Origin of the sequence: Streptomyces sp. NPDC017676, assembly GCF_044329325.1 — a bacterium.
Classification (GTDB): domain Bacteria; phylum Actinomycetota; class Actinomycetes; order Streptomycetales; family Streptomycetaceae; genus Streptomyces.
The window spans coordinates 28911-47001 of the sequence record NZ_JBIRJA010000035.1 but is presented as its reverse complement, the minus strand read 5'-3'; the positions used below and the strand labels follow the sequence as shown (position 1 = coordinate 47001).

Below are 18091 nucleotides of genomic sequence, written 5' to 3'. Positions count from 1 at the left end.
GTGCCGTGGTCCTCGTAGTACAGCTCGATGTCGGTGGTGTTCTCCTGGCCGACGGTGATGTAGGGCATGGTGGTGGCCTTTCGGTGTGGGGCGGTACGGGGAAACCGCACCGCCGGGCGACACACCCACCGTCCCCCGGCCGCACACCTCCGTGAATCCGTCTAACGACTTACGGCGTGGTCTTCTTGGTGTCTCCCGCCGGCCCACGGCCTGCCCGATGAGTGCAGTCGAACGACGCACGTCCGGGCCTGTCCGTGCGACCTGCCGGCCGCACCGGTCCGGGCACGTCGTCCCCGGCCGCAGCGGAAGGTTCGGTGGCGCACATCGGCCGCGGGCGGTCATCAGCCGGGTACGGAGGCGTCGGCGCTCCGTCCGCGGGTGCCGACCGCCGGCCGCCCTCAGGGCAGCAGAGACACCCCCGTGACCCACCGGGCGGGGGTCGGCCGAGGTCACACCTGCTGCCCGCGTCGGGCCGGAGCGTGGCCGCATGTGCCGCCCGCACTCCGGGGCGTGGCCTCCTCCTCGGGCACGACCCACACGAAGTGGACGACGTTGCCGTCGTCCTCCGTGCCGTCCCGCGTACCGCCCAGGATCTCTGCCGGCTCGACGTGTGCGCCGAGCGAGGTGCAGATGGCGGTCATGCGACGGTTGTCGCGCGTCGTCACGACCACCGCCTCCCGGACGCCGAAGAACGGCGCCCGGGACAGCGCCCAACGCGCCAGCGCCGTGCCGAGGCCCACGTCCTGCCAGCCGTCCTCCACGAGTAAGGCCAGCTCACCGCGGCCGTCGGCGCCGGCGTGCAACAGGTGGGTGGTGGCGACGACCACGTCGGGGCGGTTCACCGGGCTCGTCACCCAGCTCACACCCTGTCGGATCAAACGGGCCCACTCGTGCTCGCGCAGGGCGGAACGCCCGGTCTGGTAGCGGCTGAAGAGCGTCTGCGGGGAACAGCGGCCGTGCATGGCGTTCACCGCCGCGAGGTCCGCCGCCTCGGCTCGCCGGGTCACGGTCATCCGGCCCGAACGGGTGCGGATCCGGTGTCCTGCGGATCCGGCCGTACCGACGGAAGGGGCTGTCAGCGCATCAGGTGTCACGGTGAGGTCCTGTATCGGGCGCAGGGGCAGAGAAGCGTGGAATCCCGCGTCCGTGCCGTGGTCGACATGTGAGGACAGTCCAGCGCGGAAGAGGGCTGCCCGCTTCCGTCGAACGACTGCCGACGGGCGAAGAATGACTGACACCTCGGTCGGTGCGCTGAGAAATGTGTGCCCTATCGGGCACCATCGGCGTCCCGCACCGCTCCCGGCACGCCGACGGCCGTAATGTCATGGTCAGTCGACCGGTCTTCTGCGACAGGGCCGGTGTGCCACTTCTCGCGTGCATTCTACGAACCGGGACTTCTCCATGCCGAACACCGCAACCTCCTCCACGCATGCCCCTGTGCGTGCCGAACAGCAGAGCCCTGGTTACTGGAGGGTCACCTTCGACAATCCTCCCCTCAACCTCTACGAGCCCGAGGTGGAGTCCGCCCTCGGGAAGATCGTCGACCAGCTGGAGGCGGACCCCGACGTCAAGGTGGTCGTCTTCGACAGCGCCGTTCCCGACTTCTTCATGGCACACCTCAATCTGGGCAGGGTCGCCGAGTTCGGGGAGGGCATGCCGGCCTGGTTCGACATCGTCGGCCGTCTCGGCACCGCCCGCTTCATCACGGTGGGTTCCCTGCGAGGCCGTGCGCGTGGCATCGGCAACGAGTTCCTGACCACGCTCGACGTGCGGTTCGCCAGCCGGGAGAAGGCCGTGCTCAGCCAGCTGGAAATCGGTACGGGGATCATCCCCGGCTGCGGCGGAATCCAGCGCCTGGTGCAGCTCACCGGGCGGTCACGGGCCCTGGAGATCATCACCTCCGGTGAGGACTACGACGCCGACACGGCCGCGCTGTACGGCTGGGTCAACCGTGCCGTCCCGGACGCCGAACTGGACGCGGTCGTCGACCGGTTCGCGCGGCGGATCGCCTCCTTCGACACCGACGCCCTCCGCGCGGTCAAGGAGATCATCAACGGGGAGGCCCCGTTGCACAGCCCCGGTGATCTGGCGGCCACCCACCAGCGCTTCGCCGGGCTGCTCGCCCGCGACTTCGTCCAGCAGCGCCTGAAGCTGTCGGCGCAGGCGAGCCCGGAGGTCATCTACGACCTTGAACTGAACATGGGCGAGCGCCTCGGTCCCCGCGACTAGTCCGGACGCCTTCGCTGCCACGTCGTAGGACCGCACGTCGTCGCACCGTATGCCCGCGGGCCACATACCCGGGCCGCGTCCCAAGGGCCGTAGGCAGCCCCCTCGCCTGACCTCCCCAGTCCGCCACCAGTGCTGAAAGGCGCTCACCATGGCCACCGATTCCATCCACAGCCAGATCACGACGCCCAACCTCCACGTCGAGGCCGCCGACGGCGTCACCTACCGCTACCGCCGCTTCGGCCGCCCCAACGCGAGCGATCTGCCGGTGGTCTGCCTGGTGCACTTCCGCGCCAACCTCGACAACTGGGATCCCGAACTCGTCGACGCCCTCGCCGCCGAGCGCGAGGTCGTCCTGGTGGATCTCGCCGGGGTCGGCGGGTCCACCGGGACCACTCCGAACACCGTCGAGGAGATGGCGCACAACGCGATCGCCTTCCTGGACGCCATCGGGCTGCGCCGCTTCGACCTGCTCGGCTTCTCCCTCGGCGGCTTCATCGCGCAGGAGATCACCCTCTTCCGCCCGTGGCAGGTTCGCCGGCTGGTCCTGGCCGGCACGGCGCCCCGGGGCGGCCGGGACATCCACCAGTACACGGCGGGCGCCATTCGTGAGGCGGCCTTCGACGACGCCCCCTCCGCCGCGAACCTGCTCACCCTCTTCTTCGAGAAGAGCGCGTCCAGCCAGGCCAAGGGTGTGGAGTTCCTCAAGCGGCTGGGCCTGCGCACCGCGGAGCGGGACGCCGCGACCGACCTGGCCGTCCGTGACGCGCAGCTGACCGCCATCTCCGCGTGGGGTGTGCGGGACGACTCGCGCCTCCAGCGTCTGGAGTCCATCCAGCAGCCGGTTCTGGTGGCCAACGGCGACAACGACGAGATGGTCCCCACCAAGAACACCTATCTGCTGGCCGAACACCTGCCCAACGCGAAGCTGAGCATCTACCCGGACGCCGGTCACGGGTTCCTCTTCCAGTACCCGGCCGAGTTCGCCGGAGAGGTGAACGCCTTCCTCGGCAGCTGACGGCCCTCGCCCAGCGGGTGATCCGGGCCTGTCACGCGGCCCACGCCCGCCTGCGTGACCCATCCGTACCGCACACGTCCAGAATCGGGAACACGTCCATGCGCAGCCAGCCCCACGCCCGCCCCCGCGGTGGCACCGCCACCGGCCACGGCGGGCACACCACATCCCCCGTGGTCACCTCCGTGCCGTCGGCCGTACCGAGCGGGAGGGCCGGCTGACCATGGGCGCACATTACGACGTCGTCGTCCTGGGGGCCGGTCCGGGCGGATACACGGCCGCTGTGCGGTCGGCCCAACTGGGGCTGCGTACCGCGGTCGTCGAGGAGCGCTACTGGGGCGGGGTGTGCCTGAACGTGGGCTGCATCCCGGCCAAGGCGCTGCTGCGCAACGCCGAACTCGCGCACATCTTCACCCGGGAGGCGAAGACCTTCGGCATCGAGGTCGACGGCCGGGTGCGGTTCGACTACGGCGAGGCGTTCCGGCGGAGCCGGAAGGTCGCCGACGGCCGGGCCAGGGGCGTCAACTTCCTCATGCGGAAGAACAAGATCACGCAGTACGACGGGCGCGGTCACTTCACCGACGCCCACACCCTGAGGGTGACCGGCGCCGACGGCAGCGAGGAGACGGTCACCTTCGACCACTGCGTCATCGCCACCGGCGCCACCGCGAAGCTGCTGCCCGGCACCCGGCTGAGCGAGCGCGTGGTGACCTTCGAGGAGCAGATCCTCGCCGAGGAGCTGCCGGACAGCGTGATCATCGCGGGCGCCGGCGCGATCGGCGTCGAGTTCGCGTACGTGCTGCACAACTACGGCGTCCGGGTGACCATCGTGGAGTTCGCGGACCGGCCGGCCCCGCTGGAGGACGAGGAGATCTCCGCGGAGCTGGCGCGGTGGTACCGCCGGCTCGGCATCGAGGTGCTCACCTCCACCCGGGTGGACGCCGTCGCGGAGAAGGCCGACAGGGTACGGGTCACCGTCACCCGCGGCGGGCAGCGGCAGGTCCTGGAAGCCGACAAGGTGCTCCAGGCCCTCGGTTTCCAGCCGAACGTGACCGGCTACGGCCTGGAGAACACCGGGGTACGGCTCACCGAACGGGGTGCCATCGGCGTGGACGGCCGGCTGCGCACCAACGTCCCCCACATCTTCGCGATCGGTGATGTCACGGCCAAGCTGATGCTGGCGCACGCCGCCGAGTCGATGGGCATCGTGGCGGCGGAGACCATCGGCGGGGCGGAGACGATGGAACTCGACTACGTCATGATCCCGCGTGTCACGTTCTGCAAACCGCAGATCGCGAGCTTCGGGTGGACGGAGGCGCAGGCACGGGAGCGCGGCTTCGACGTGCGGGTGGCGAAGTTCCCGTTCACGGCGAACGGCAAGGCGCAGGGCCTCGGGGATCCCGCGGGCTTCGTGAAGATCATCAGCGATGGCACGCACGGCGAGCTGCTGGGCGCGCACCTCATCGGCGGCGAAGTGGCCGAGCTGCTGCCCGAGCTGACGCTGGCCCAGCAGTGGGACCTGACCGTCCACGAGGTGGCCCGCAACGTGCACGCGCACCCCACGCTCGGTGAGTCGGTCAAGGAGGCCGTCCACGGCCTGGCCGGCCACATGATCAACATGTGAGGCCGCCCCATCCGGCCGGAAGGTGGCCGGAAGGTCCCCCGGCCGCCGACCAGGAACAGTCCCGGTCGGCGGCCCGGCGGCCCGGCGGCCTGGCGGTCGGCAGCCCGCTGGTCGTCATGCCGGTGACGTGCCGGGCGGTGCCGTCAGTGACGGGAAGCCGGTGGCAGGGGTGGGTCGAGGGTGCGCAGCAGACTGCGGGCGGGCGGCCCCGGCGGCAGCGGTTCGTCGTCCGTCACGGCGCAGGCGCGCAGGACGAACGCGACCAGCCGGCGGGACGCCTTGTCCGCGTTGGACCCGCTGCCCATGACGACGCCGGCGTTGGCGAGCAGCAGCAGGGGAAGATCGTGCGCGGAGAAGTCGGGGCGCAGGACCCCGGCCTCCTTGGCACGCCGGACCAGACGGGTGAAGCCGCGCATGGCACGGCGCCGGTGGGCTTCGAGTTCCGCCGAGGCCGGGAACGTCGTGTTCAGTACGACGGCCAGTCCCTGGTCCTCGCACTGCAGTGCGGCCACGTGCTCGACGTAACCGCGGAAGCCCGCCCAGGGATCGGGCTCTTCCAGAGCCCGGTCGACGGCGTCGGCGTACGCGCGCACCCGGGGTGTGAACACCGCCGCGACGAGCTCCTCGCGCCCGGCGAAGTTGCGTTGCAGCGTGGCGATGCCCACCCCGGCACGCCGCGCGATCTCGTTGAGCGAGACGTCCAGGCCGCGCGTCGTGTAGAGCTCCGCCGCGGCTGTGAGGATCTTGGCACGGTTGGCCTGCGCGTCGGCGCGACGCTGCCGGAGTGGTGGTGAGGTGTTGTCGGTGGATGGCACGGTCCGACAGCTTACGGTCGTCCGTCAGGCGGGGAACGGGTCCGGTCCCGCCCGGCCCCCGTGCACGGCGTCAGCCCCGCGGCGCACCGGGCCGGTTCCGGGCCGCCGGAACCGCGAGCCGGCGCAGTGCGGGCGCGACCGCGGTGGCCAGGTGCCCGACGGACGAGGCGACCGCGTCGCCGGGCAGACCGCCCCAGTCCACCAGGGCCTGGAGGCGGTCGAAACGCACCGCTTCGTAGAGGGCGGCCGCCTTCTCGGTGACGCGTTCGGGTGTGCCGACCAGGAGGTGCCCGGCCGGTTCCAGGCCCGCCCGGAACTGTTCCGGTGAGACGGTGAAGCCACTTCCTCCGGGCCGCTTGGGCCGCAGGAAGTCCCGGTAGTACGGGTAGGTGTCGAGGGCGGTGGTGGCGTCGTCGGAACTGAAGAAGTGCACCCCCACGCCGAGGCGCAGCCGGTGGCCGTGCCCTTCCGCCTCGCCTGCCGCCCGGTAGACGGCGGCGAGGTGGGCCAGGCGCTCCAGAGGGCCGCCGATGTACCCGAGCATCATGGGCAGCCCGAGTCGCCCGGCGCGTTCGGCGCTGGCGGGAGTCCCCCCGACGCCGATCCACACCGGCAGGGGGTCCTGCCGTGCCCGGGGCACGACGGCGGCCTCGGTCAGCGGGGACCGGAACCGTCCGTGCCAGGTCACCCGCGGTTCACCGCGGATGCGCAGCAGGAGCCCCAGTTTCTCCGCGAAGACCTCGTCGTAATGGCTCAGGGGCACCCCGAACAGTTCGAACGGCTCCGGGTGCGCGCTGCGCCCCACTGTGATCTCCGCGCGGCCCGCGCTGACGAGGTCGAGCGTGGCGAAGTCCTCGTACAGCCGCACGGGGTCGAGGGCGCTGAGGGTGCTGACCGAACTGGTGAGCCTGATGCGGGAGGTCCGGGCGGCGACGGCGGCCAGCACCACGGCCGGTGAGGAGACGGCGAAGTCCTCGCTGTGGTGTTCGCCGACGCCGAAGTGGTCGAGTCCGAGCCGGTCGGCGGTGACGCCGAGGTCGATCAGCCGGCTGTGCCGGTCGCCGGCGGTCAGGGAACGGCCGTCGACCGTACGGGGCTGGAAGTCGGCCAGTGACGCGATGCCGATGTCCAGCCCCGGGTCCTGCGCGCTCATGCCTCTCCTTCCGGGGCGGTGTCCACGGATCAGGAGGCGGACGGGGTGAGCCTGGTCGCCGTCTCCTCGTCCACCGGTATCCAGCCCTGGCCGAGGTCGATCTCGCCGATGTGGTGATACGTGTCGGACCCCAGCCGGGTGAAGGTGTCGCGCAGCGGAACGGTCGCACCGTTCATCGTCATGGTCCCCTCGAACACCAGGGTGTCACCCTGCCAACCCGAGGACCGCTGCCTGGCCCGGCCGCCGTTGCTGTCGAACCAGTCCGCGACGAACTCGTCGGAAGCGGCGTCGAACCCCCACACGTATGTGGCGCGCAGCGGGTTCGGGTTGTCGGCGGTGGGCTGCTCCTCGGTGCTGAGCCGCAGATAGTGCGGGGTGAGTTCGCCGGAACCGGTCACCTTCATCTCGATCGGCTTGCGCGGGCCGAAGGGGGTGGCGTGGAACTGCCCCGGCGCGTCCCAGACGCCCAGGAAGAAATCGAGTTCGTCCATCCGCGAGCCACTCATGGCTGTCTGCCTCTCTCAGGGGTCCCGGGCGGCCGTCCGCCGTCCCGGTGCCGGTCAGCATAACCATAAGTGGTGTGGGCACACCACTTAGCGGGTGTGGCGGGTTTCTCCCGCCGAATGACACACCCTCCGTGGACGGCCGCTGTCGGCAGGTGCAAACATGTGTGCATGAACGACACCACGCAGGCGTCCGCGACCATGCGCGCCTTCAGTCAGGACACACTCGGTGGTCCCGAGGTCCTCAAGCCCGTGAACGTATCCCGCCCCGCTCCGGGTCTGGGGCAGATCCTGGTCCGGGTGCACGCCACAAGTGTGAACCCGGTCGATGTCATGAACCGCACGTCGGGTGTGTTCGTCGGTGAGCCGCCGTTCGTGCTGGGCTACGACGTCTCGGGCACGGTCGCGGCGGTCGGCCCGGGTGTGACCGTGCACCGGGTCGGTGACGAGGTGTTCGGCATGCTGCCGTTCCCGCACGGCCTGGGCTCCTACGCCGAGTACGTGGTGGCCCCGGCCCGGCCCTTCGTGCGCAAGCCGGAGCGCCTGGACCACGCGCAGGCCGCGGCGCTGCCCATGGCGGGTCTGACGGCCTGGCAGGCGCTCGTGGAGACGGCGGGGATCGGCGAGGGCAGCCGCGTGCTGGTCAACGGCGCGGCCGGCGGGGTCGGGCACCTGGCGGTGCAGATCGCCAAGGCGCGCGGGGCGTACGTGGTGGCGGTGGCGGCCCCGGCCAACGCGGACTTCGTGCGCGGGCTGGGCGCCGACGAGGTGATCGACTACACGACCACGGCCATCACCGAGGCCACCGGCGATCTGGACGTGGTCCTGGAGAGCGTCGGCGGGGAGTACCCGGTACAGGCCGTGCAGGTCCTCAAGCCCGGCGGGGTCCTGGTCTCGACGCTGCCTCCTTCTCTTGCCGCGGCGGCGGGGGCTGCCGCCGAGCGCGGGGTGCGGTTGGCGGGCCTGTTCGTGGAGGCCGACCGGCTCGGCATGCGGGAACTGGCCTCGCTCGCGGCCGACGGCCGTATCACCCCCCACGTCGGTGCCACGTTCGCGCTGGAGGACGTGGCCGAGGCGCAGGCGAGCAGGCCGGGCGCGGGCAAGACCGTTCTCCTGGTGTCCTGACGCCGGCGACGATCGCCCCTCCCCGCCGGCCGGCCCGGCGGGGACGGGCCGCGGGGCCCCGCCGGCAGGCGACCGGGTGCCGAGGAGCCGCCGCGGGGCCTCTCTGTCCTGGGCGGGCCAGAGCGTCACCGCGCCCTGAGCGTGGCCCAGGGCTTGTCGCGCGGATCATCCAGACGACGTCCGGACGACCAGCCCTAGGCCCTGTCGTCAAACTCCCGTCTGCCGCGCGACGCCATGCACGCACTCTCGCCGCACCGGCCCCAGACCCGAGTACGCCCAGTACGAGGGCCTGTGGCCGGCACGGCGAGAGCACGCACCTGACGCCGCACGGCCCGCCCTCCGGGCGGACGACGGGAGTTTGACGACAGGACCTAGGACCCGGACGTGAGCGCGTCGTTGCCCGCGGTGAGTTCTCCGAACAGGCGCCGCTCCGTCGTGATCGCCTCGCCGAACGGAAGGCGCGAACCGGCCACGACGGAGTGCTTCGCCGCGTGCAGCGCGGGCCCCGGGTTCCTGGCGATGGACTCGGCCCAGCGCAACGCCTCCTGTGGGAAGTCGGTGCCCGTCAGGATGGTGTTGACCCATCCGACCCTCAGTGCCTCCTCGGCGAAGACCGGCCGTCCCGTGAGGATGACCTCGGCCGCGCGGCCGGGGCCGATCAGCCGAGGCAGCCGGACACTTCCCCCACCGCCCGGGATGATGCCGACGGCGACTTCCGGCTGCTGGAAGCGGGAGCGCGGGGAAGCGACCCGCAGGGTGCACGCCAGGGCGATCTCATTGCCTCCGCCGGAGGCCAGACCGTCGACGGCCGCGATGGTGGGCTGGGGAATCTCCTCCAGCAGTCGCAGCGCACGCGACCACGAGCCGAGTTCCTCCTCGCTCGCCTGTCCCGCACCCGCCCGAGCCAGATCGGACAACTCGGCGTGGTCGATGAACTTGTCGTCCAGTCCGCTCGCCAGCACGACGACCTTCACCTCGTCGGTCTGCCGGCCCAAGTCCTCCAGCAGGGAGCCGAGTCGCACCATGGAGCCGAAGTCCATGAAGTTTCCCGGTGCCCTGGTGAACGTCAGGACGGCCACCGGGCCGAACCGGTCCGAGGTCCAAGTAGACATAACGCGCTCCAAATACGTGTGCGGACCGAACAGGGTCTGGTCGTCCTGCCCGGTCCTGCCGTGTGTGTCCTGACCAACCCTGTCCGATCGTCCCGGTGCCGCCATCAGTCATGTGACCAGTTCATTTCCCAAGGAGCCGACATGCCCGTACTCGACCGGCAGAACGACGTGTTCGTCCTCGACCTGGGTGACGGCGAGAACCGCGTCGACCGCGACTGGGTCGCCGCCGTGGACGCCGCGTTGAAGGAGGTGGAAGAGGCCGAGGGTCCGCGCGCACTCGTCACCACCGGCTCGGGCAGGTTCTACAGCAACGGCCTGGACCTGGACCGGCTGTCCGCCCACGAGGAGGAGCGCCATGAGTTCACCGTGCGCGTCCACGACCTCTTCGCGCGCCTGCTCTGCCTGCCGGTGATCACCGTGGCCGCCGTACAGGGCCATGCCTTCGGTGCCGGAGCGATCTTCTCCCTCGCGCACGACTTCAGCGTGATGCGCGCCGACCGTGGTTACTGGTGCCTGCCCGAAGCGGACCTGGGCATGCCCTTCCCCCGTGGCATGGCCGCCCTGGTGCAGGCCCGTCTGACCCCGCGGATCGCCCGAGAGGCCATGCTCACCAGCCGCCGGTACGGCGGTGCGGAGGCCGAAGCCGCCCACATCACCGACCGCGCGGTCACCGGGGACGCCCTACGCGCCGCAGCGCTGGAGATCGCCGCGGCGCACGCGGCCAAGGCCGGTGACGCCCTCGGCACCACCAAGGCCCGTATGGTCACCGGGGTCCTGGCCGCGCTCCGGGACATGGACACCGCGTAGGGCCGGGCCGGCCCGCAGGCACACACGGCGTCGGCCCGAGGGCGCCGGGCGCCCCGGCCCCGGCCCCGGTCAGGAAGCGTGGGCGGGTGGGGGAGACGTCTTGACCAGCCCGGCCCGCTGCCAGTCGGTCACCTGCTCCTGGAGGAGCCGGTCAACCGCCGAGACGTCGGCGTTCCACGCGCTCCCGAGCACCGCGGCGGCGGCCCGGACGTTCCCACCGTGCTGCCGCAGGGCGATCCACATGGCGCTGGCCTCGGGCGCGTAGAAGTGGGGGGCGCCCTGGGGCGACAGCAACGTGAGCGCCCCGTCCTCTGCGATGCCCGCCGACACCCCGGCTTCGATCACGATGTTCACGTCGTCACGAGTCCCTTTCCGGCGGCACTTGCGGAAAGCACGCCTCATGTGTCCGAAGCCGCTTCGCTCACGTTCCCCCATATGACCTCATGACACCTGAGTCCGCCGTGGACGAGGCACCAACGTGCAACTCTCCTGCCCGAACCGTCAGCACCGGGCCGCGGCGTCCCGTCCTCCGGCCGCCTCAGAAGCCGGTGAGGGTGATCTTGCCGATGGCGGTGCCGGATTCCATGATGCCGTGGGCCTCCCGCAGATTCGCCGCGTTGACCGGGCCCAGGTCCCTGGTCGCGGTGGAGACCATGACGCCGGCGTCCACCAGGCGCGCCACCTGGGTGAGGATCCTGCCCTGCCGGTCCATGTCCGCCGTCCCGAACAGGGAACGGGTGAACATGAACTCCCAGTGGAAGCCGATGCTCTTCGCCTTCAGCAGGCCGATGGGCAGGTCCTCGACGTCGTCGATCGCGACGATCTGCCCGAACGGGTTGAGGGCCTCGGCGTAGGCGGCCAGGTTGCGGTCGGTCCCGGCGGTGCTGAAGACGTGGTCGATGCCGGCCGGGGTCACCTCGGCGAGCTGCGGCAGCAGCGCCCGGTGGTGGTCCACGATGTGGTGGGCGCCCATGCGGCGGGCGAAGTCGACCGTCTCCGGGCGGGACGCCGTCCCGATCACCGTCAGGTCGGTCAGCGCGTGGGCCAGTTGGCTGACCACGGCTCCGACACCGCCGGCGGCCGCCGTCACCAGCAGCGAACCCGTCTCGTCGATCAGGTCGCGGTGCAGTCCGATCCGCTCGAACAGGCCCTCCCACGCGGTGAGCGAGGTCAGCGGCAGCGCCGCCGCCTCGGTGAAGGTCAGCGTGGTCGGCTTCAGGGCGACGAGACGCTCGTCGACCGCGTGGTACTCGGAGTTGGCACCCGGCCGGTCGAGCGCTCCGGCGTAGAACACCTCGTCCCCGGGCTTGAAGTTCTCCACCTGGGAACCGGTCGCGACGACCGTGCCGGCGGCGTCCCAGCCCAGCACCCGCTCACGGCCCTGCGGATCCTGGTTCTTGCGGACCTTGTGGTCGACCGGGTTGACGGCGACGGCCTCGACCTGGACGAGCAGGTCCCGGGGGCCGGGTTCGGGCACGGGCAGCTTGACGTCGAGGAGGCTGTCGTCGTCGGTCACCGGCAGGGACGCGCGGTAGGCGACGGCGCGCATGGTGGTGGTCATGTCGCAGGGTTCTCCTGGTCGGACTGGTCGGACTGGTCGGACTGGTCGGACTGGCCGTGGTGGGGGCGGGGCCGTTCGGGCGGCCCCGGGCTGTGCGGCTCGGCTCCGTGGCACGCCGCCGCCGTGCACCGGTCCGCCGCGGTGGCGCCCGTCTCGGCCGGGGCCACCGCGGCGGAGGTGCGCCGTGCGGGTCAGGACACCGCGACGTTTTCGAGCCGGACCGAGACGACGAGCGGCTCGGGGATCTTGTGGCCCTCGTCGTCGCGGCTGTAGATCATCCGTGTGGTGGGGATGACCAGGCCGGAGACTTCCTGGTGGCCGGAGATGTAGTGCGCGGCAGGGGTGTTGCCGGCGATCTCCACGCTGTAGTCGCGCCGACGGATCAGACCCTGCGAGTCGACGTACACGGTCTGCTCGGTGCTGAGGGTCGCGATGCTGTCGGGGAAGGTGATGTGCAGGCGCCGGAACTTCTCCCCGTCCTCCGTCCACGGACCGATCTCTTCCGTCCGCACGCCGGGATAGGTCAGCGAGAGCGGCTCGGCCAGGTACGTCCACATGGCGCTGCCGGAGAAGTAGGCGAGCTGGAGCCTCGTCCACGGCGTCATCAGGTCGTGGCCGGCGAAGGACGCGCGGGGATCGGTCAGTTCCTCGACCACGTTGCCGTCGGAGTCCTCCACCGCCACGCGGTCGGCGGAGAACGCCGTGTGGTGGTCGGGGTCGAAGAACGGCTTCTGGGTGACGTACTCGCGGCGCAGGTCGACCGTGACGTCGACGTCGTTGAGGGCGCCGGGGTGGCCCTTCATGCCCCACAGGGCGCCGCCGAAGAACTGGCGGGCGGTGATCCGGCTGGCCTCTTCCCAGCGGGAGCGCCCGCCGTAGGCGTCGAAGATGGTGCTGAGCAGGTCGGACATGGTGTTCTCCTGATGATGTGGCGGGGATCAGCCGAGGAAGGCGTTGACGTCCTTGGCGGCTTCGGCGGGGTACTGGAACAGCGAGGCGTGGGCGGCGTCGGGGTAGACCCGGATCTGCGCGTCCGGGATCAGGCCGGCCATCAGGTAGCTGTTCTTCGTGGGGATCATCAGGTCGTCGTCGCCCTGGATGATGAGCGTGGGGCACTGGATGCCGGTGAGGCGCTGCAGGGCGGAGTGGTCCGGGATGCCCCACTCCAGTACGGCATCGTACTGGGCGTCACGCGAGGCGAGGCTGCTGGGCACGTCCCGGCCCTCGGTGCGGGCCATGAACCGGCCGAGGAACTCCACGCCCTTGGCCTGGCTGGTCTCGGTGTGGGCGAAGAAGATGTAGAGCAGGTCCTCGCCGGTCGGCACCTCGGCGCGGGCGTGCGTCTCGATGTCCTTGCGCCAGCCGTGCATGCCCGGGGCACCCTTGGGGCCGGTCCCGGCGAGGACGAGACGGCGGACCAGGCGGGGCCTGATCAGCGCGATGTCCTGGGCGGCGAAGCCGCCGATGGAGAAGCCGAGCAGGTCGATCCGCTCCAGGCCGAGGGCGGCGGTGAAGGTGATGATCTGCTGGGCCATCTGCGCGATGGTCGTGGCGAAGGGGCCGGTGGAGGAGGCGACGCCGGGGTAGTCGACCAGGACGACCTCGCGTTCGGCGGCGAGTGCGTCGACGAGCGCGGGGTCCCAGTTGTCGAGGTTGCCGGTGAAGTGCTGGAGCATGACGAGGGGCACCTCGCCGCCGGAGCCGAGCCGGCGGTAGGCGTAGCGGACACCGTCGGCCTCGACGAACTGCGTGGGAGCGGTGTGGTGGGTGACAGCGGACATGTTTCTCCCTGTGCCGGAACGGGATCGGAATTCTGATGTGTGTGCTGGAGCCGGGGGCGGCTTTGCGCGGGCTCGCCGTCCGTTCCGCAACGGGCCACGAGCTACCTCGTGAACAGCATGCGGAACCGGGAGTGGAAACTTTGTGGTGCGTGTCTTGACCGGAAGGAGAGTGCCTGACCGGACTGTGGGTGTCTTGGCCGGACGGTGAGCGCCTCGACCGGAAGGTGGGTGGCCTTGCCCCGAACGTGCGGGACGGCCGGCGGGGACGGGCAGCGGACGCCGAGCGGGCGAGGGGGAAGGCGGCAGCCGGCCCGGTGGATCACGCCCACCCGGCGGATGTGTCGAGGGTGGCCCTCTCCGCGGCGGGAGGGCGCCCGGCGGGCCGGTCCCGGCGCGGACAGCGTGTCACACGACGGGGGTCTGTTCAGTGCCGGTGGCGGCCCGCCGGACGAGGGGGCCGGTCGCCTCCGGGAGCCGCCAGACGTCCCCGTGCGCGGCGGCCAGGGACCGGGCGGCGTCGCGACAGGCCGCCACGAAGCCGGCCACGGCCCGGGAGTCGTCGTCGCGCCGCCAGACCACGCTCATCGTGCCGGACAGCCGCTCCAGCGGCACGAACGTCACGCCCGGGTACCCGGCGAACCGGAAGGATCCCGGTACGGCGGAGACACCCAGGCCGGCCGCCACCAGGTCGGCCACCGCCGAGGGCGCCGTGGGCACCGGCGTGATGCCCACCCCCTCGGCCGCTGCCGCGGCGTCCAGCTGGGCCCAGCAGTGGCTGCGCTCGCGCACGGGAAACAGCACGGTCTGCGCCTCCAGCGCCGCGAGCGGCATCGGCTCCGTTCCGGCACGGGGATGCCCCTGGGCCAGGAGCGCGCTGGTGCGCTCCTCCACCAGTGCCTCGCCGGTCAGCCCGTCCGCCACCGGCGGATCCCAGGTGAGGACGGCGTCGACACGCCCGTCGGCGAGAGCGGCCGCCTGCTGTCCGTCCCGCAGGTCCACCACCGACACCCGCGTGCGCGCGCGGCCGGACCACAGACGGCGTACCGCTTCGGCCAGCAGCCCGCCCGGTGGGCTGGGCATGGGGGCCGAGACCGTCAGGACGGCGGGTCCGGCGTCGGTCAGGGACCGGGCGGCCCGTACGAGGCGCCGGTTGTACGCCAGAGCGCGCTCCGCCTCGGGCACGACCGTGCGGCCGGCCTCGGTGAGTTCGGCGCCCCGGGGTGTGCGGACCAGCAGGTCGGTCCCCAGCAGACGTTCCAGCCGGCGCACCTGCCTGCTGAGCGCGGGCTGGGCGATGCCCAGGCCGGCCGCGGCATGCCCGAAGTGCCCTTCCCTGGCCACGGCGAGAAAGGCGCGCAGCAGTCTCGGGTCGACGTCCGGCTCGGTGGCGGCCGGAAACGTGTCCGCCTCATACGTGTTCACAGCGGGCTGCCCTTTCTGACGGAGGCCATGGGCTCGGCGACCGACGTGCCTGGTGTCGCCGCCGGGGGCGGCGCACCGGGGAGGCATGCCGGACCGGCATCGTCCGATGACGGATCCGTCCTGGACGCGGCGGTCAGGCTCTGGTCCCATGGCGTCGTGACCGGCCGGGCGGCGACAGGACAGGCTGCCACGGCCGGGGTGCCCGCGGTCCCTCCTCACGGCGAACGTCGCCTGGACGGTACCAGGTTGGCCCGTGAGGACCGACGCGGGCCCGGCAGCGGGACGGCTCACGCAAGGCGTTTCCCCCGGACGCCCCCGGCTCGCCGCCCGTGCCGGCGATCGGCGGGCGTGAGCAGTCTCCCGGCCGCGCACCACGCCGTACGGCCTGTGGGGCGCGTACGACGACCGTGGCCCGCGCCCACACCTCCGTCGCACCGGGTGTGGAACCGCGGCCCGTGGCCCTTCCCGCCGGCAGCGTGGGCGACTGCCTGGAGTCCGGGCTGCCCGACCACGCCTCCGTCGCCCCGGGTGTGGAACCGCCGCCCGCCCACACCTCCGTCGCCCGGGGTGTGTTCGGAGGGCCCGTTCCCCCAGGTGTGCGTCGGCTCAGCCGGGCAGTGGCCGCGCCACGGGCCGCGCGGGCCGACGGGAGTGCACGTACGAGCGCCGCGGAACGGCCGGACGGTCCGCTTCCCCGGTACGGCCGAGTTCGGCCGCGTAGGCCAGGACCAGGTCGTGCGCGCCGTACCGGTCACGGCCCCGGACGTCCAGCAGACGGGCGCGCACCAGCTCCCCGACAGCCGTGGCCGCCGCGTCCCGGGAGATGCCGGCCGCGCTCGCCAGGGCGGCCGTGCCGACGTCGGACGCCCGGTGCAGGGGCAGCAGACGGAAGACCCGCTTGGCCTCGGCACCGAGCGTCCGGTAGGACCAGGAGAAGACACCGCGCAGGGCGTTGGCGCTGTCGTCCTCGTCGAAGCCCCCGAGGCTGCCCTGCGCGGCGGCCAGTTCGGCGGCCAACCGGCTCAGCGGCTGCTCGGGACGGCTCGCGGCGCGGGCGGCCACGAGGGCCAGGGCGAGGGGCAGCCGGCCGCAGCGCGCCACGATCTCCTCGACGACGGCCACGCCGACGTCGGTCCGCGCGGGGCCGACACGGCGCAGGAAGCACGCCGTCGCCTCGGCCACCGAGGGCACGTCCAGGGAGAGCAGCCGTGCTCCGTGCGCGGTCGCCAGACCGATCAGCCGGCTCCGGCCGGTCACCACGACCATGCACTCGGAGGTCCCGGGCAGCAGCGGTCGTACCTGGTCCGCGTCGAACGCGTTGTCGAGCACCACGAGCACACGACGCCCGGACAGGACGCTGCGGTAGAGGGCCGTCCTGGCCTCCGTGGAGGCGGGGATACGGTGCCGTTCCACGCCCAGGGCTTCCAGGAACCCGTGCAGCACCTCACCCGGGTCCGCGGGGTCGCCGTGTGCCGCGAAGCCGCCCAGATCCGTGTAGAGCTGCCCGTCGGGGAAGTCCCGCGCCACGCGGTGGGCGAAGTGGACCGCCAGCGCGGTCTTGCCGACCCCGGGGATGCCGTCGACGGCCAGGACACGCAGGCCGGCGCCGACCCGGTGCGCGGTGTCCAGCGCCTGGTCGAGGGCTCGCTCGCGTCCGGTGAAGAACGGCAGGTCCGGCGGTAGCTGGGCGGGCTCGATCCACGGCGGCCGGGAGGGCGGGAGCGACGCCGCGGGCGGTGCCGGGGGCGGTGCAGGGGACCCGGTGGACGCCGGCACCCGGGGCTGCGCCGGGCTGCCGCGCAGGACGCTCTGGTGAGCGGCCCGCAGCTCCGCCCCGGGATCGACCCCCAGTTCGTCCGACAACCGGGCCCTGATGGTCTGGTACAGCATGATCGCCTCTGCCTGCTTGCCGTCCGCGGCCAGCACGAGCAGCAGGGACGCCTGGAGCGCCTCGTCGAGCGGGCAGCGGTCGGCGGCCTGCCGCACGGGCAGCAGGACGGAGCCGGCCCGGCCGCAGCGCAGGGCCGCGGTGGCCGCCTCGCACACGACCGGAGCGTATTCGTGTTCCACCATGGCGAAGGCCGGGTGCACGGCGGCGACGGCGCCCAGGTCCTCCGCGCAGTGGCCCTGCCACAGGTCCAGTGCCTCCAGATACCTGTCGACGGCGGCCGGGAGGTCGCCGGTGGCGGTCGCGGCGCGGGCCTGCCGGACGAGGTCGCGGAACCGGAGCAGGTCCAGACCGTCCGCGTCGACACGCAGCAGGTAGCTCCCTGCCTGCCGGACGAGCCACCGGCCCGACGACCTGATCGGCAGGCCCGGTTCGAGCAGCCGCCGCAGCGAGCCGACGTACCGGTGGACCGCGTTCACCGCGCTGACCGGTGGGTCACCGTCCCACAGCAGGCCGATGAGCTCGGTCAGCGGGACGGGCCGTCCCGCGCCCGCCAGCAGCGCGGCCAGGAGCAGGCGTTGCTGGCGCGGGCCGAGCGGGAGTTCCTCCTCGGCCCGCCAGGCCCGCACCGGCCCCAGCAGCGTGAAACGTACCGCTTGTGCCGGCCCCTGTTCTTCGCCGGTGCGTCGACGCGGTGTCACCTGCATCGGGGCGTCCTCCTTTCACCGTCCGGACGGCGTTCCGGCAGCGGGTCCGCCGCCTGCGCGCCGCCGTACCCCTCCACCGGGGTGGTGCTCCGTCCGGCGGCCACGCCGAAAAGGTAGGTCCGGGCCGATCGACGGTCATCAGTCGGTTGACTCACCGCGGTGACCGACAGCCGGCCCCGCTGCCGGACCTGCCGGAACACACGGCCCCGCACCCTGGGTCCCGGGCGGACCGGCGGGCACGTCACCCCCCCCCGGATACGTCGTTCCGCACCCAGCCGGGCCAGGAGGGAGGGGTTGCCCGCACCGCGTCGCGGGGTGGCTAGTCATTCGACTGATGCGTCCGCCCGCGAGA

16 protein-coding genes are annotated in these 18091 nt (G+C 72.1%); 5 read left to right on the top strand and 11 right to left on the bottom strand.

Going from position 1 to position 18091, the window contains the following annotated elements:
- Positions 1 to 449 precede the first annotated feature (449 nt).
- The gene (locus ACH4LD_RS41565; protein WP_398059422.1) at positions 450 to 1013 is read right to left on the bottom strand and encodes a GNAT family N-acetyltransferase; all 564 of its coding nucleotides are present in this window, start codon (positions 1011 to 1013) and stop codon (positions 450 to 452) included.
- Positions 1014 to 1401: 388 nt separating this feature from the next.
- On the opposite strand from ACH4LD_RS41565, the gene ACH4LD_RS41560 reads away from it, so the two are divergent.
- From ACH4LD_RS41560 to lpdA, 3 genes are all read left to right on the top strand, one after another.
- Entirely contained in the window at positions 1402 to 2229 is an 828-nt protein-coding gene (locus ACH4LD_RS41560; protein ID WP_398059360.1) for an enoyl-CoA hydratase/isomerase family protein, read from the top strand.
- 148 nt (positions 2230 to 2377) lie between these two features.
- Complete coding sequence (locus tag ACH4LD_RS41555) at positions 2378 to 3244, top strand: alpha/beta fold hydrolase (RefSeq protein ID WP_398059362.1); 867 nt, start codon at positions 2378 to 2380, stop codon at positions 3242 to 3244.
- A gap of 220 nt (positions 3245 to 3464) precedes the next feature.
- Positions 3465 to 4865 (top strand): dihydrolipoyl dehydrogenase, encoded by a 1401-nt coding sequence (gene lpdA, locus ACH4LD_RS41550; protein WP_398059364.1) that lies wholly within the window; start codon positions 3465 to 3467, stop codon positions 4863 to 4865.
- A gap of 143 nt (positions 4866 to 5008) precedes the next feature.
- Here the strand turns inward: lpdA and ACH4LD_RS41545 are convergent, their stop codons facing one another.
- From ACH4LD_RS41545 to ACH4LD_RS41535, 3 genes are all read right to left on the bottom strand, one after another.
- A complete protein-coding gene (locus ACH4LD_RS41545; protein WP_103817620.1) occupies positions 5009 to 5680 on the bottom strand; it encodes a TetR/AcrR family transcriptional regulator in 672 nt (223 codons plus the stop codon).
- Between the two features lie 70 nt (positions 5681 to 5750).
- Positions 5751 to 6833, bottom strand: coding sequence for an LLM class flavin-dependent oxidoreductase (locus ACH4LD_RS41540; RefSeq protein WP_398059366.1), 1083 nt, complete (start codon positions 6831 to 6833; stop codon positions 5751 to 5753).
- Positions 6834 to 6862: 29 nt separating this feature from the next.
- Positions 6863 to 7324: a hypothetical protein gene (locus tag ACH4LD_RS41535; RefSeq protein WP_398059367.1), complete on the bottom strand. Its 462-nt coding sequence runs from the start codon at positions 7322 to 7324 to the stop codon at positions 6863 to 6865.
- Between the two features lie 183 nt (positions 7325 to 7507).
- On the opposite strand from ACH4LD_RS41535, the gene ACH4LD_RS41530 reads away from it, so the two are divergent.
- Positions 7508 to 8461, top strand: coding sequence for an NADP-dependent oxidoreductase (locus ACH4LD_RS41530; RefSeq protein WP_398059369.1), 954 nt, complete (start codon positions 7508 to 7510; stop codon positions 8459 to 8461).
- Between the two features lie 371 nt (positions 8462 to 8832).
- On the opposite strand, the gene ACH4LD_RS41525 is transcribed toward ACH4LD_RS41530, so the two are convergent.
- Positions 8833 to 9573: an enoyl-CoA hydratase/isomerase family protein gene (locus ACH4LD_RS41525; protein WP_398059371.1), complete on the bottom strand. Its 741-nt coding sequence runs from the start codon at positions 9571 to 9573 to the stop codon at positions 8833 to 8835.
- A gap of 141 nt (positions 9574 to 9714) precedes the next feature.
- Between ACH4LD_RS41525 and ACH4LD_RS41520 the strand changes: the two genes are divergently transcribed.
- The gene (locus ACH4LD_RS41520; RefSeq protein WP_398059373.1) at positions 9715 to 10380 is read left to right on the top strand and encodes an enoyl-CoA hydratase-related protein; all 666 of its coding nucleotides are present in this window, start codon (positions 9715 to 9717) and stop codon (positions 10378 to 10380) included.
- Between the two features lie 69 nt (positions 10381 to 10449).
- Here ACH4LD_RS41520 and ACH4LD_RS41515 read toward each other — a convergent pair whose 3' ends face one another.
- From ACH4LD_RS41515 to ACH4LD_RS41490, 6 genes are all read right to left on the bottom strand, one after another.
- Positions 10450 to 10734, bottom strand: a complete 285-nt coding sequence (locus ACH4LD_RS41515; RefSeq protein WP_398059375.1) for a hypothetical protein — start codon at positions 10732 to 10734, stop codon at positions 10450 to 10452.
- A gap of 184 nt (positions 10735 to 10918) precedes the next feature.
- On the bottom strand, positions 10919 to 11941 hold the full coding sequence (locus tag ACH4LD_RS41510; protein ID WP_398059377.1) for a zinc-binding alcohol dehydrogenase family protein: 1023 nt from the start codon (positions 11939 to 11941) through the stop codon (positions 10919 to 10921).
- A 191-nt stretch (positions 11942 to 12132) separates the two neighbouring features.
- Complete coding sequence (locus ACH4LD_RS41505; RefSeq protein ID WP_398059379.1) at positions 12133 to 12852, bottom strand: hypothetical protein; 720 nt, start codon at positions 12850 to 12852, stop codon at positions 12133 to 12135.
- 27 nt (positions 12853 to 12879) lie between these two features.
- Positions 12880 to 13722: an alpha/beta fold hydrolase gene (locus tag ACH4LD_RS41500; protein WP_398059381.1), complete on the bottom strand. Its 843-nt coding sequence runs from the start codon at positions 13720 to 13722 to the stop codon at positions 12880 to 12882.
- A 405-nt stretch (positions 13723 to 14127) separates the two neighbouring features.
- Entirely contained in the window at positions 14128 to 15144 is a 1017-nt protein-coding gene (locus tag ACH4LD_RS41495) for a LysR family transcriptional regulator (protein ID WP_398059383.1), read from the bottom strand.
- Between the two features lie 606 nt (positions 15145 to 15750).
- Entirely contained in the window at positions 15751 to 17739 is a 1989-nt protein-coding gene (locus ACH4LD_RS41490; protein WP_398059385.1) for a BTAD domain-containing putative transcriptional regulator, read from the bottom strand.
- Positions 17740 to 18091 lie beyond the last annotated feature (352 nt).